This window comes from Scytonema sp. UIC 10036 (assembly GCF_009725235.1).
Genome location: NZ_WJFC01000129.1, coordinates 1 through 15,207, shown reverse-complemented (window position 1 = coordinate 15,207; position 15,207 = coordinate 1). Strand labels below are relative to the sequence as shown.

The 15,207-nt window shown below is 39.8% G+C and carries 11 protein-coding genes; 4 read left to right on the top strand and 7 right to left on the bottom strand.

All coding sequences use genetic code 11. The features are described from left to right. Positions 1-274: 274 nt before the first annotated feature. The 6 genes from F7734_RS40270 to F7734_RS40245 all read right to left on the bottom strand — a co-directional run bounded on the left by F7734_RS40270 (position 275) and on the right by F7734_RS40245 (position 8,564). On the bottom strand, positions 275-1,201 hold the full coding sequence (locus F7734_RS40270) for a phosphodiester glycosidase family protein (protein ID WP_155750027.1): 927 nt from the start codon (positions 1,199-1,201) through the stop codon (positions 275-277). Further along, positions 1,177-2,262 (bottom strand): chemotaxis protein CheB, encoded by a 1,086-nt coding sequence (locus F7734_RS40265; protein WP_155750026.1) that lies wholly within the window; start codon positions 2,260-2,262, stop codon positions 1,177-1,179. Before F7734_RS40265 ends, F7734_RS40270 begins: the two co-directional genes overlap by 25 nt. Next, complete coding sequence (locus F7734_RS40260; RefSeq protein ID WP_155750025.1) at positions 2,263-4,539, bottom strand: hybrid sensor histidine kinase/response regulator; 2,277 nt, start codon at positions 4,537-4,539, stop codon at positions 2,263-2,265. 17 nt (positions 4,540-4,556) lie between these two features. Beyond that, a complete protein-coding gene (locus tag F7734_RS40255) occupies positions 4,557-6,014 on the bottom strand; it encodes a methyl-accepting chemotaxis protein (protein ID WP_155750024.1) in 1,458 nt (485 codons plus the stop codon). Between the two features lie 103 nt (positions 6,015-6,117). Continuing rightward, positions 6,118-7,221: a chemotaxis protein CheW gene (locus F7734_RS40250; RefSeq protein ID WP_155750023.1), complete on the bottom strand. Its 1,104-nt coding sequence runs from the start codon at positions 7,219-7,221 to the stop codon at positions 6,118-6,120. 95 nt (positions 7,222-7,316) lie between these two features. Next, positions 7,317-8,564: a response regulator gene (locus tag F7734_RS40245; RefSeq protein ID WP_155750022.1), complete on the bottom strand. Its 1,248-nt coding sequence runs from the start codon at positions 8,562-8,564 to the stop codon at positions 7,317-7,319. A 1,466-nt stretch (positions 8,565-10,030) separates the two neighbouring features. Here F7734_RS40245 and F7734_RS40240 point away from each other — a divergent pair. From F7734_RS40240 to F7734_RS40225, 4 genes are all read left to right on the top strand, one after another. Further along, positions 10,031-11,761: an ABC transporter ATP-binding protein gene (locus F7734_RS40240; protein WP_155750021.1), complete on the top strand. Its 1,731-nt coding sequence runs from the start codon at positions 10,031-10,033 to the stop codon at positions 11,759-11,761. A 68-nt stretch (positions 11,762-11,829) separates the two neighbouring features. Beyond that, complete coding sequence (locus F7734_RS40235) at positions 11,830-12,036, top strand: type II toxin-antitoxin system HicB family antitoxin (RefSeq protein ID WP_155750020.1); 207 nt, start codon at positions 11,830-11,832, stop codon at positions 12,034-12,036. 2 nt (positions 12,037-12,038) lie between these two features. After that, on the top strand, positions 12,039-12,263 hold the full coding sequence (locus F7734_RS40230; RefSeq protein ID WP_155750019.1) for a type II toxin-antitoxin system HicA family toxin: 225 nt from the start codon (positions 12,039-12,041) through the stop codon (positions 12,261-12,263). 9 nt (positions 12,264-12,272) lie between these two features. Then, positions 12,273-13,424: a mannosyltransferase family protein gene (locus tag F7734_RS40225; protein WP_155750018.1), complete on the top strand. Its 1,152-nt coding sequence runs from the start codon at positions 12,273-12,275 to the stop codon at positions 13,422-13,424. A 98-nt stretch (positions 13,425-13,522) separates the two neighbouring features. Here F7734_RS40225 and F7734_RS40220 read toward each other — a convergent pair whose 3' ends face one another. After that, positions 13,523-15,034, bottom strand: coding sequence for an HlyD family efflux transporter periplasmic adaptor subunit (locus tag F7734_RS40220; protein WP_243147349.1), 1,512 nt, complete (start codon positions 15,032-15,034; stop codon positions 13,523-13,525). Between the last annotated feature and the right edge of the window lie 173 nt (positions 15,035-15,207).

Genomic DNA, 15,207 nt, shown 5'->3' with positions numbered 1-15,207 from the left:
CACGGCTGAAGCTAACTAACCGTGTATTACACAGTTCATCTGACAATGCTTTTTCCAAGTATTACACGGCATTACCTTTAGAAGATCCAGAATCACCTTGTTTCCTTGGACAGTCAGGTGTTAATTCCTCTCACTCTTCAATCAGGAGCGAACGTACAGTATGGAATTTACCCCCCTTAGGGAGAGTTGACCGCTACTCTTCTGGGTTTGTCAAAATATGTCCACTTGTGGGTAGATTTGGGTAAACTTTATTGAGCGGTAAAACTTAGCTCCTCTAAAAAGTTTTCCTAACCAGCAAAACTGACTTGACAGGTCGTTTTACAGGATTTCCTTCTAAATCAACTTTTCCCAAGAAAATTTTCCCATTGTAATACAGAGAAGAAGAACTACCACCATCTAGATTCATAGCTTTTTCTACACCCAAACTTTTCATAAAATCTGCAAGTGCGGGTAATGACATTCCAGAGAGAGAAGCTTTTGGCTTTTGAGAAATCATGACCAAAATGATGCTACCGTCACGGGTAATTCCTACAGCACTTCTAGCATTCAATTGAGTACTGCCCAAAGCATCACGGGATTTGGCTTTATCTACAAAGCCCTCTTGTACTAAAGTTAAGTCTGGTAGTAGTTTCGGTCCACCACCCAAAGCATTAACTAACTGACAACCTGTAGGCAGTGGATCGTTGTGAAAAGCAATATCGTAACGGACTGTACTATTTGCTTTTGAGTTGTCAGCTAAATCCGTATTGCAGGTATAGCGCCTGAATTCTGTACGGTTAAAAATTTGATTGAGATAGGACTTTAAATCGGGATTGTTGACAAGGCGTTCGTTTTCTCTTGGATTGGCAATCAGCTTGCCTTGTATAATAATATTGGATGTTGTTTTTTGATTGTTTGGATCGAAAAAACCACCGTTTATGGTAGCGATCGCTTGATACTTCTGAGCAAATTTTTCCACAGTTTCCAAGTTTGGCGATACTACAGGTGTGACTAAAAACTCACTTTGAGAAGGAACATATAAAATATGTGCTTCGCTCTGTTTGAAAACGCGCCTTTCATATCTAATAGTTTTTTCTGTAAGAGATATTTTATTTGGTAAATTTGCACCTCCTAAAACGGAGTTTTGTGAGGAACGCCAAACAAATATTGTTAATATTACCAGACTGGGTAGCATTCCTAAAAACCACCAGATTTTTCGCATAAAATTCCCATTAAAAAAGGAGCAATATCCTCAATACTAAGCAAATTTTGAACGGCATTCAAAGATATTGCTTCTTTGACCATACCAAACATGATATTTTCATTTTGGGCTATTGTAATACCGCCTGCTGCAGAAATTGTTTGCAAGCCTGCGGCTCCATCATTCCCAATCCCAGATAATAACACACCTGCTGTAGCTCTACCATAATAGTTAGCGACAGATTTAAACGTAACTGTAATTGAAGGACAATATTTCTCTCCCCGTATAGTCCTTGAATAAATAAATGCACCTTGAGAATCCAATTCCAAGTGATTTTTTTCTGGTGCAAAATAAACAGTTCCTGGTGATGGAAACTCCATGACTTCAGCAACTTTAACCCGCAACGCACACTCTGAGGACAACCATTTGACCAATCCTGACAAAACACCTTCACCCACATGCAGAACGCAAATCACGGGTAATGGAAAATCAGATGGGAGTTGGTTGAGAATCTTTTGAATTGTTTGCAAACTGCCGGTAGAACCCCCAAGGCCGATCATTTGGACGCGAGAAGTTGCCATTAATTTTGACAAGTTAGTTTTCAAACCTAATTCAGAAGTTGTTAATTCACCAGAATCAGGCAATGGCTTGTATTGCCGTTTACTCATCACTTTCATATGAGAAAGGACTTTTATCTTAGCAATTAAAGCTGCCTTGAGTTTTTCATAATCAGTGGGGGAATTGGTTGCAGGTTTGGGAAAAACATCGACTACACCAGCTTGCAACAATCGAAAAACATTGTCAATGTCTGTTTTCTGCACGTAATTGCTAATCACTAAAATAGGTCGTGGATTTTCAGCCATAACGCGCCGAGTTAATTCCAAACCATCCATATTTTCCATCAGCAAGTCCGTACAAATGACATCTGGTTGAGTTTTAATAATCACTTCTAAACCCTCCTCCCCATTCCGCGCCGTGCCAACCACATCTATTTCTGGTGAGGAATTTAGCATTCGTTGAAGAATCTCTAAAGCAATAGGAGAATCTTCAATTAAAACGACTTTCTTTTTCAATGAATGCATTTATATCAATCTCCTCAAGATATCTAAAAATTCTCCTTGCTCAAATTGTCCTTTAGTGATATAGGCATTTGCCCCCACTTTTTCACCTTGCAGTTTGTCCTGTTCGGTTGCTAAAGTTGTGACGAGAATAACAGGTAATTCTTTATACTCTGCTAATTCGCGAATTTTCATGGTAAACTCAAAGCCATCAACATTTGGCATCTGGACATCTGAAACAACAGCATCGAATTGGTTTTCACTTAGTTTTTCAAAACCGTCTTGACCATCTACAGCCACTATGACTTCATAACCAGCAGCTTCTAAAATCCGTCTCATTTGAGTACGGATAGGAACTGAATCTTCGACTAACAAAATCCTCTTTTTAATTTGTGCGATTTCTGCTAGTTCTCTAACTGTAATGGAGACAACTGTCTTTTTAGCAGATTTAAATAAATCTGCCGGACTCAGCACCATGCAAACTTCCCCAGTCCCCAAAATAGTTGCCCCAGAAATATTACAAACTCGTTTGAGCAAACTACTTTGTGGCTTTAAAACAATTTCCTGTAACTCCAAAACGTTATCTACAAGCAAAGCCAAACGCTCAGTACCGAGTTGTAAGATAACGCATGGAATACTTTTTAAAGCAGTAGTTAATGCTTGGGTTGATGCAGGAATTTTTACGGGCAAACCGAGTAAATCAGCAAGCCAAACAATGGATACAGGTTGTCCTTGGAAAGGAAAAGTCTGGCTACCTTCAACAGCAAAGATTTCCTGAGGAGAAACCAATAGCATGGTTTCTACAAATTCAATGGGAATAGCATAGGGATTGTGGTTGAGTTCTATAATTAAGACGCGAGTTGTTGCCAGTACGCTATTAATCGTAATGCGAAATAAACAGCCTGCACCAGGTGTAAATTCTACAAGTATGTTTCCCTTCAAACGCTCAACGTTTGCACGTACAATATCTAAACCCACTCCTCTACCAGAAATTTCTGTGACTGAGGTACGGGTGGAGAATCCAGGTACAAAAATCAATGACTGAATTTCAGCCATAGACATTCTTAGAAGTTCTTCTTGAGTGCATATCCCCCGACGGACTGCAGTCTGTTTAATGGCTTCAACGTCCAATCCACGCCCATCGTCTGCAACTTCTATAGTGACAGTATTGCCCTGCTGGCTAGCCCGAATCTGAATTGTGGCTGTGGGAAGTTTATCGGCTTGTTGGCGTTCTAAAGGTGTTTCAATACCGTGATCCACTGCATTGCGGAGGAGGTGCAACAGTGGATCTTTCATCTCTTCTAAAATCCGCTTGTCTACACAAGTTTCCCCCCCCTCAATTTGGAGATTGACTTCTTTGCTTTGCTGCTTGGCTAAGTCCCTAACAGTGCGAGGAAAGAGATTAAATATTGCTGACAATGGTACAAGTCGTACAGACGTGACGGCTAATTTAAGTTCATCGGATACAACTTCAAGCCTCGTGCTGGAGTCTGTGGTTTTATTTTTTAGGTTGTTTAAGTAAGTTCCCAATTGCTTGAGGCGATTTTCTAATAGCTCATAAAACCCGAGCAGCGATTGCTGTTTTGTCTCCGGTAGGTGTTGTAGTAAATCTTGAAATAATTTACGACTTGCAAAAATTTGACGGTTTAAATCTTCCCAGAAAACTGTGATTTCTTCTAAGTCAACAAGTTGGTTTGCAATTTGACCTTTGGTGACGACTAATTCACCTACATAAGTTAAGAGTTTATCGAGTCTTTCCGATTCAACACGAATTGTCTCAATTCGATCGTCACTAAGTTCTGCTGGTTCATGGGGGTGGATGGCTTCAGTGGGGACTGAGGGCTGTTCCACTCTAGCGTGGGTTGGGGTGGTATCTTGAGACTCAGATGTTATTTCTTGAATTTCCGAATACGTATCATCAGGCTCAACTTTCATAAGTTGGGCGAGGACATGGAAAACGCTCACTCCCGATGGTTGTCCGGTAACGGCTTCATGGGCAATTTTACGGACAGCATCTATCCCTTGATAAAGACAATCAAATAACTGAGGTGTTAAGACTTGCTCACCTCGTTTGACGGTTCCCAAAATTTCTTCCATTTCATGGGTTAGTGTTTCTGCATCTTTTACCCCTAACATCCGGGAATCGCCTTTGAGGGAGTGCATTTCTCGCAATAATCCCTCAAGTTTGGCATTGTCTTGGGGATTTTTCTCTAGATGTAGCAAAGCTGCTTCAATCTTTTGTATGTGTTCTGCACTCGCTTCTTTGTATAGCGATCGCAACTCTTCATCTTCTATCATCATGGCAATTCGTTCTACCCTCAAAGTACAGCCTGAAGATTTTGAGCAGCTTCATTAAGTTCTTCGGTAGCCACTTTTACTTGAGTAATGCCTATGGCTGTTTCTTCTGCTCCTATGTTGACGGCATTGATGGCAGCAACAATTTGTTGTACTGTCACTGCTTGCTGTTTGGCAGTTTGGGTAATTTGTTGGGTGTTGAGAAACACGTTATTAACAGCATCAGCAATATTCGTGAAAACGTCTCCCGTTTCCGCTACTAGCTTAATTCCTTGTGTCGCTTTTTTTGTACCTTCATCGGTTACCATAATTGTAGAGTTAATAGCTGCTTGAACTTCATTAACCAGAGCATTGATTCGTTCTGCTGACTTTTTACTTTGGTCGGCAAGTTTGCGAATTTCACCTGCTACAACGGCAAAGCCTTTTCCTTGGTCCCCTGCGCGTGCTGCTTCTACCCCTGCATTGAGAGCTAACATATTTGTTTGATTTGCCAAATCCGCCACAAGATCCGACACCGTGGATATTTGAGATGTTTGCTCGCTCAAGCGGACAATTTGGTTGGCGATCGCAGTGACTTGATCTCGTAGTTCTGCAATTCCTTCCACTGTTAAACCAACTGTTTTTGTCCCTCCCTCAGCAAGAGTTAAGGCTTGCTTTGCTCTTTGTGCCGATACTTCTGCTTGTTCGGCAGATTGAAGTGCAGATACTCCCAATTCCTGCATTGTGTAAGTTGTTTGACTAACAGAAGCCGATTGCTCAAAAATAATTTGCTCCTGCTTGCTAACAGTAGAAGTAATATCCTTTACAGAAGATGAGACTGAATCTGAGGCATCTTGGATTGCCTTAACAATAGTAGACGCAAGAATATAAGCAATAACTAACGAGATAATAACTGTGATGAATGTTCCCAATCCGGCAACAATTTGTACAATAGTCGCCGATTGTTTAACATCTTGAAACAACACTGCAACGATTCTTTCTTGCTCTTTTTCAAAGTCTGCCTGCAATGCCTCAACTTCTTGTACTAAAGTTCTACTTTTTCCCTGTTGAAATATTTTGAGAGCTTCATTTTTCTTACCAGATTCTATCAACTTCACAATTTCCTGGGAAAATTGCTCGACTCGATCTCCGAGTTGGCGAATCTTTGTCAATCTTTCTTTTTGTTGTGGAGTGACAGAAATTTTTTCAATTGATGCAACAGCGCTCTTATATTCAGTCAATCCTTCCTGATATGATACCCTCAGTGTTTCCGGGTTATCGTTAAATATCAACCAACCGCGCATGGATCTTTCAATTTTTGAAATGCCTGATGTTAATTGAGCAGTTTCTTTGTCAGCCTTTTTCACTTGTTCTACTTTTTGAAAAGATACATCTAAATTTCTATAATTTAAGAAAGCCAATCCGTTAAGTAACATCAATAGTAAAAGTGGGAAGGAATATCCCAATACAATTCGTTCTCTCAGTTTAATTTTGGCAAACATAATTTTGTATCCTTATTTTGGTATTTATAAGGGAGTAGGGGGTAGGGGGTAGGAGGTAGGGGGTAGGAAATGAATGCCCAATGCCCAATGCCCAGCAACAAATTTAAATGCGATCGTTCACTATTAACCCTCCTTCTGTTAAAATTTTAGGTAAGTCTAAAACCAGAAGAACTTGCTCTCCAAAAGGAGCAATTCCTCGAAGATACTGTACCCTATCATCAAATGAAGTGACGCTCAATGGCATCATCTTATCTTGTTTGAGAGAAACAACTTCTAAAACTCTATCCACTGGAAAACTAGCAAGAATATCATTGACTTGAAATACAACAGCTTTAGAACCAATGTTGATGGGGGTAGTCGGAAGATTCAAAACATTGCGAATATCGACTAAGGTAATAATCTGTCCTCGCAAGTTCATATTACCGATAATATGTTTTGGACAGCAAGGAATAGGTTTCAAATTTTGAATACTGATGAACTCTCGCACCAGTTCTAAATCCAGACCGAAATATTTATCTCCAAAGGCAATAACTGCAAGAGAAATATTTTCAATATCAGTCTCTGAATCTACTGCTATGTTTTGAAGCTCTGACGCTCGCTGCTGGAAAATTTTTCTTTCTTCTAAAGTTGTATGTGGGCAATAGAGGGCATAAAAGCTGGGAATTTGGATTCCTTCAAGTAGCTGATAATTTTCCAGATAATTTTGTTCTTCTAAAGCTTTCTTTCTTGCGTATAATTCACTTTCTAAATCCCAAATAAGAGTTAGTAAAGAATCTGGATAACGTATGAGTTTCTGAGAATTAAGCAACCAAATTTTTTCTGAATCTACCTGGATGACCCCAGTTACGAATGAAATGTCGTTAATCGATAAATTTTCCGGAAATCCAGCGTTTTCAATAATTTCATTATCTATTTCTATCATTTCACAAATTTCGGGAACTACTATGCCGATCGGCAAGCTTTCCCACTGTATGAGGATGATATAATCGCTTATATGGCATTCTTTTAAAGAAGAACCTAAAAGTGAATCAAGATGTAATACTGGGATAAGTTGCTGTTTTAAATAAAAGACTCCAATAATATCGCATCTCACATCAGCAATGGGTAGAAGTTCCGGAAGCGGAAAAATTTCTTGAATAAATTCTGCTTCAATACCATATAGTGACTCGTGGAGGCGAAATGTTAGATATTTATTAGTTTGATACATAAAGAATACCGCTTTAACAAAAATTATGGCAAAGAAATTTTGTCAAGACGCACCATGGCACTTCTCTAGAGTGCTACCCTAGGGCAGATGGCTTTTTAAAAAACTTTGCTGGATGTCCTTTGACTTTGAAATCCTAAAGTAGGAAAACGCGATTCATGAGAGGTTGTTTCAGCACGCTTTTTCTCCTTAACATATTTATTGACAATTTTCAATAAAGCCTCTGGTTCAAATGGTTTTGTTAAATAATGGGTAGTGCCTGCGATTTGTCCTCGAAGTTTATCCGAAAATTTATCTCGTGCCGTCACCATAACAATAGGTAATTGCTTAAATTTAGGAATATTGCGGACTGTACGGCAAAACTCTAAGCCATCAATTTCCGGCATACTGACATCCAACAGCAGTAGCGTAATTGGATGAGTATTCAATAGTTTCAAGGCATCTAGGGCATTGCTTGCAGACAAAACTTGGTAGTCTTTAACCAAAGCTCGCTTCATCAGAGCCTGTACAACTGGGCTGTCATCAACACTCAGCACAATTGGACGTTCTTGCTCTACAGGAACAGGAACGTCTGGAGTCACAACTTGAGTTTGAGATGGCGTTGAGAACGTGTTTTCCCTTATAGAAAGCAAATTCGAGGCAGACCAAACTTTGTAGCAATGGGCTAGTTCCAGTGGATCTCGATCTAATTCCTCAGCAATATCTATGAGCGATCGCCTACCATCTACTTTCTCAAGCAAGTGCTGCTGTTTGCTATTTTCTGTCATGGCTCGCCAACGACCGGATAAAATTTGAGGAACAGCTTCCATACTGGGGACAATCGGAGCCAACGCATCCCACTTTTTTTGGCGAGCGCCAACCTCTTGAAGAAGCACGTACCAGTTCAATCTGTGCCCGTCGAGTCCATAACTGAGATCGATTTGTACCGTATTATCAACCTGCAATTGTCCGGGAAATGAAAAAGTTTGCTCCAAGACTTGTGCGACTTGAGTGCGGACGTATGTTTCAATCTCTTCCCATTTGAACACTCGTATCCGGACGATATGTTCCAACAGTTCTCGAAAAGATGAGGGATTTTGTAATTTCTGCACGGCGTATCTGACAGCCGTATCCGCCCAGCTACTACTGCACTTTACCCCAATTTGTCTGGCAAATTCTTGATTGGCAAGAATTTTCATTCCGCCGTAAACAATTTCGCCGTTATTGAAAACTAAAACACGTTTTCTGGGTTGTCGATCCGGATGAACGAATGCGCTGATGTCAATCAAGCCACTCGCACCCTTACATCGCAGATCTTCAAGCAGATCCTGTAATTGCCCAGCTTGATATTGTATTGTTTTTAACATTGTCTAAACCGAGTTAGCAGGTGTATATTTATACATCAGAGATCGTCAGGTGAATAGGGAGCGAGATCTGTGTACAATTTTGTAGAGAACCTGCCTGAGCGATCGCCATCGCCCAAATTTTGCAATAACGTTAGATGTCTGGACTGGGCTACAACACATATACCGATACCTACCAATCTTACTTATGGGTATAAGCTTTGTAAATTCAGCTTTCGTGGGATGATAAGAAAAATAATTGACTGCGTCATATTGACAGCCAAAGTGTATTTAATACTACTTTTTTCTTCATTTCAGTCAGCTTATTTACTTAGCTTTCTTGGAGAAATACATGGTAGATACACCAAAAGAGAGCCAAAATTTATTGTAACAATTTAGATACACCCGCTCTACATTTCTTAACAAAGGCTTTTTTACAGCTATCGTCTTTCTATATCCTTAATTATAAGGAGCAGTGACGCATAAAACTTTACTGCCCCGATCTCGCATATCCAAAGTTACCAAACAAAATCCCAAAAAGCAAGGATAAGCTCCACGTGCTTTCGCGAAGCTTACACATTAACAGCTGAGTTGTAAAATTGATCTTAACGCACTACAGTAGAATGTCACTTCTTTAACCCAAACTCTTTTAGTTAAGGAAGAACAGATGCTGTGCTTGAAGCCCTAAACCTTGATTTAGCCGTAAATTGGATTGAGAAATGAATCCTTACATCTTTTAAGATCTCATAGCTTGAATTTCAACAAATTCTAGATAATCATAATTCACTTTAAGATGAACGTTTACATTTAAGCTGATAGTTGCATTTAGGAATATAGTCTATTAAAGTAGATATATTACTGAACAAATTTGACTTACGTATCAGATATTATATCACGTGCAGTTAAAGAATTATGATTTACCTCACGCAAAGGCGCTAAGACGCAAAAAAGTCTGTCGAGGTTTTACGAGCGCTCAATATTTGATAATCATAATATTTTTTAAAAAATTGTGATAATTTATGGTGATATTCTTGCTTTTTTGAAGAAGTTGAGAATTTCCAAAATCATGCTGTAACATTCCGGATGTATTACCTAATTATTTATTTTGAGTCATGCCTATACTATGACGAACGTATTGATAAACAGTTAAAACGGCTTTTTTCAAGAACCTAAAGTATGAAATTTCTCTTTGATTTATTTATGGCTTTAGACTGAGGGTAACGACAAAGTTTTGCTAATAACCCATTTATGACTTGATTTTAAGCTGGTAAAAGCTAGTTTCAACTCTAGAAAAAGTTAGGGAATTATGATATTAGAGTGATAATACTTAATTTAAAAGTATTTTTTATAACTTTAATGAATCTAGTTCTTTTTTTCCTAAAATAAATTTAGGGGCTTCTACAGTACACATCATCCGTTACCGGTCTTCAGAAACTATCAGAAACCCGATCGCGTCAAGAAAAGAAAAATATTATTGTGGACTTGATAGCTTGAAAACACGCTCTCATTACTGGCATCTCCTACCATATATCCGACCTCAATGGCAAACAATTTTTAAAGGATTTGTTGGCATCTTAGGATACGTACTGGCAACTCTAGCACTCATCACACTGGTTAAGGAATTGTCAAACGCCTTTGGCAAAGGTAACGCGATCGCAATTGCCGAAATTCTGGGCATCTTAGGTGGTGTGTTTCTTGTGAGGGGCTTTTTTCAGTCTGTGCAAGATATCTACATGGCAAAAGCTGCTTTGAGAGTTGCTTTTCATCTCCGCAAGCAAGTTTACACTCATGTCCAAAAGTTAAATTTTAGTTACTTTGAAACAGCGAAAGCAGGTGATTTATCTTACCGTCTCACTGAAGATATAGATCGGGTTGGCGAAGTCGTACACAAACTTTTTCACGACTTTATTCCCTGTGTCTTGCAGTTGATAGCCATCCCTATCTACATGATTTACCTCAACTGGCAACTCACACTTACTACAGTGATTGTTGCACCGTTGATGGGTATTTTGATTGGGTGGTTTGGCGAACGGTTGCGGTTATTCTCCCTGAAAAGTCAAAACCGTGTTTCAGATTTGTCATCTATACTGACTGAAGTTTTTAGCGGTATCCGTATAGTACAGGCTTTTGCTGCTGAAGATTACGAGATTGCTCGATTTAGCCGTGAAGCCGAACGTGCTTTAAAAGCAAAATACTCTACCGAACGGCTCAAAGCCATTCAAATTCCCATTGTTGGTTTTTTACAAGCAGTGAGCTTTTTACTGCTTTTATTGTTTGCTGCATGGCAAATCGATGGCGGTAACTTGACTGTAGCAGAGTTTTTTAGTTTCTTGGCTGCAGCTGCATCCTTAATCGATCCCATCAGTCACACAACCAACAATTACAATGAGTTTAAACAAGGTGAAGCGTCGGTTGACCGTGTTTTTGAGTTATTGGCTATTCAACCAACAGTCGTGGAAAAACCGGATGCTATTGTACTTCCCACTGTGACTGGGAAGGTAGAGTATTGTCACGTGTCCTTCGCCTATAAATCTGGGGAACCTGTATTAAAAGATATTAGTTTATTAGCAATGCCAGGAGAAGCCATTGCTTTAGTTGGTTCTTCTGGAGCAGGGAAAACAACTTTTGTCAACCTTTTACCTCGCTTCTACGATCCAAACGCAGGGCAAATCTTGATTGACGGTGTTGATATCCGGGATGTGACACTGCACAGTTTGCGGCGACAAATTGGTATTGTTCCTCAAGAAACTATAATGTTTTCTGGAACCATTGCTCAAAATATCGCTTTTGGGCAAGATTCGTTTGATATGGCAGCTGTTGAGAAAGCAGCTGAAATTGCCAATGCCCATCAGTTTATCAGTCAATTACCAGATGGTTACTACACCTGGGTTGGGGAACGAGGCGTTAATTTATCTGGAGGACAGAGGCAAAGAATTGCGATCGCACGTGCTGTTCTTCTCAATCCTAGAATATTGATTTTAGATGAAGCTACATCTGCCTTAGATTCTGAATCAGAGGCTTTGGTGCAAGAAGCATTAGAAAGGCTCATGGAGGGGCGCACTGTGTTTATTATTGCTCATCGTTTAAGTACGGTGCGACGGTGCGATCGCATTTTAGTTCTCGAACGGGGACAGATTGTGGAGTCAGGAACTCACGAGGAATTGTTGGCGTTTGAAAACCGTTATGCACGGTTTTATTCACAGCAGTTCAGCGTGAAATAATTTAGCTTCTAATTAGAATCTTGCTTGTTAGACTGAAAAAACCAAAACGCTTAAAATTTCAAAGACTTATGAAATTCAATGTAACCCTTGACCGTGACGAAGATGGAGTTTGGATTGTAGAATGTCCCAGTATTCCTGGTTGTGTCAGTCAGGGACAGACAAAAGAGGAAGCTCTGGAAAATATTAAAGATGCGATCGCAGGTTGCTTACAAGTTCGAGCAGAACTTGGTTTACCACTGACTCTTGAAACTCATCAAGTCGAGGTTGTAGCTTAGGTATGTCATCTGCACTTCCTGTTCTAAGCGGTCATCAGGTAGTCCGCATTTTTGAGAAATTTGGTTGGCAAGTAGTGCGGCAAAGTGGAAGCCATATCATCTTGGTTAAGGACGGTGAAATGGCAACACTATCTGTACCTGACCATAGTGAGGTAGCAAAAGGAACTTTGCGTAGCTTAATTCGCACTGCTGGACTCACTGTACAAGAATTTGTGTCGGTGGTTTAAGTGCTCATTATGACAAAACTAACTTCGGGGGCAACCAAACTCTACAAAAAATACAGAATCGTAACCCATGGACTCCTTTTTGTTATTGTCATGTGGTTGGTCAGCCGACTCGTCATCGTTGTTGCAATGCAAGCAATTGCTCCAATACTTTACACATCACCAGTACAAACACATTGGCGAACTGCATATCCACTTGACTTTGTTCCCGGTTTTATTCCCCAACCAAGTTGGGAACTCTTTTCCCATTGGGATGGTAAGTGGTATCGGCGAATTGCACTGACTGGTTACGACTATGCAGATGATGGGCGGCAGCATTCTGTTGCTTTTTACCCCCTCTTTCCCATGGTGATTCGTGGGGTGATGATGCTCGGCTTACCCTTTGAAGTCGCAGGTACACTTGTAAGCAATCTAGCTTTTCTTGGTGCGTTGCTGCTGTTATACTCTTGGACAAAAAACCGCCATGGTATTCACGTAGCCCGGTGGGTAATTGCTGTCATGGCTTGGTGTCCGTTCTCACTCTTTTGCACTGTTATTTATACTGAAGGATTGTTTCTGTTACTGACGACTGCGGCTTTGCGAGCATTTGACAACCGCCAGCACATACAAGCTGCTGTTTGGGGTGCATTGGCAAGTGCAACTCGTGCTACCGGAATCACACTCATGCCTGCTTTTCTTTTTGTGGCTTGGAGAGAAAAAAGACCAGCGATCGCTTACGCAGCAGGTTTGGCTGTAGGAATTGGGTTAGTTTCATTTAGTTTGTATTGTGGTATTCGATTTGGAGATCCGTTGGCATTTGTTCGCGTACAGAAAGCATGGGCGCAACCAAATTGGTGGTTTATCCTTAGAGATGCAATAGACGCAGGTAGAGATAATTTGATTAAAGTTGTGATGGTTTTTGGTGGCGGTTACCTATTATGGTACTTACGCACCAAAATAAGCAGTGTTGCCGTTGTTTATGGCTTTTGCTCGTTGTTATTAATGATTTTTTCCGGCGCTCTCCTGTCCATCAATCGCTATGCTTATGGTATTGTTTCCCTATCCATAGCTTTTGGGATGTTGCTTTCCCAACACCTTCGTTGGGGATATGCTGTATTAATATGGTTCGTCATATCGCTCTTTTTCTACGCAATTGACTTTGCTGTTTGGAACTGGGTAGCTTAAGTTAGCAGTGAGCAATCTTCAATCCAAAATCCAAAATCTAAAATCCAAAATCCAAAATCCAAAATCCAAAATCCAAAATCCAAAATCCACGCATCCCATCACCTGATTGTTTTGATATTTTCAATTTGTTTTGCGAATAAATCAGTAAAGATGCTTATGACTGTGCGATCGCGTACCTTAATATTTGCACCGATTGACATTCCTGATTGAAGTGCTACGTCCTGATTCTTAACAATTAGGGACTGACGTTCTAAGCGAATTTTTGCGGGAAAACTATAATAAGGACGGATTTGATCTGGTGGTAGAGCATCAGAACCAATCCAAACAATTTCCCCTTTGATATCACCAAATTCGCTAAAGGGGAAAGAGTCCACCCTAACATCTACTTTCATGCCCGGTTTAATAAAACCAATATCTTGATTGGTGATATAAACCTTAGCCGTTAGCTCTTCACTAGGAACAATTTTGAGAACTGCTTGACTGGTATTGGTAACAAAACCAGGATTGAGAGCTTGTAAATCAAAAACAATACCATCAGATGGAGCGCGAAGTTCTTGATATTGTAAATTCTGTTTTGTTTGACTAATTTGACCTTCTATTTCAGAAATTCGCTTCTCATTTTCCAAAATAGATTTATTCAATTCGCTATCGATTTGAGCAATTTGTTTGTTGTTATCAGCAATTTTAGTGAGCAAATCCTTTTTAGCAGCAACAATGGTATTTCGGAGTTTTTCTCGAGATTGAGCAATAGCATACTGCAAACGTGCTTGCTCTTGTGTTAGCCGTTGAACATCAGCTTCGCGAGTACGAACTTGCTCTTGCTGCCTGAGATATTGCAAGCGGGCAATAGCCCCTTCTTCAACTAAAGGTTCAATATTGTTGAGAATAGTTTGATTGACTTGTTGAATATCTCGAGCAGAAGATAACTGAACTTGGGTTTCACTGAATTGTTTTTGTAATTGTTCGGTTTCAAATTTGTCAGATGCAATTCGAGCATCTAATTCTGCTTTGCTAAATTCCAAACGAGCTTCTTCCTCTGGGGAGAATGCCATGCTTTGCCGTGTTCCATTCAGTTGACTGCGGTAAAGCCGATTTTCCGCTATTAGCGCTGCACGGCTTTGAGTGAGAGAAATCAAATCAAAGGGTAATTTGATTTGTTGAAATAATTGTGATTTCTCTAATAAAGAAGTTTTGCCAGTCAGTTGAGCGCGATAAAACTGATTTTCCTGAATTAATGCAGTGCGAATTTTTATGAGAGAGATTAACTGAGCTTGTATTGCTGTTGCATCTAGTCTCAAAAGTAAGTCACCACGACGTACTCTTTGCCCATCCTTAACAAAGACAGCTTTGACAACTCCAGAGACAGGGGTTTGTACTTCTTTTACTTTTCCTTGAGGTTCGAGCATTCCTTGAGTAGGAATTGCTTCCTCAATTTTGGCAAAGTTAGCCCAAATTAATACTAAGGCACTCACTCCTACAATTCCCCAAAGGATTGCTCGAGACCAAAAAGGTGACTGTCGTAAAACAACAGAGCGAGCAAATTTGTTATCTGCCGTCGGAGTTTTTATAGGTACTTTAACTTCAGGTTCAAGTATCTTTGGTGCTGTCATTAGTTTTTGCTCAAATTGAATAGATTTGTTCATGGATAGTTGTTGGTTGTTAGTGGTTAGTGGATAGTTGTTGGTTGTTGGTTGTTAGTGGTTAGTTGTTTTTATATTGTTGATATTAGTTAGATTATAGTTGATTATTTGTGATTGTTAGTAGTAAGATTATATATAATATT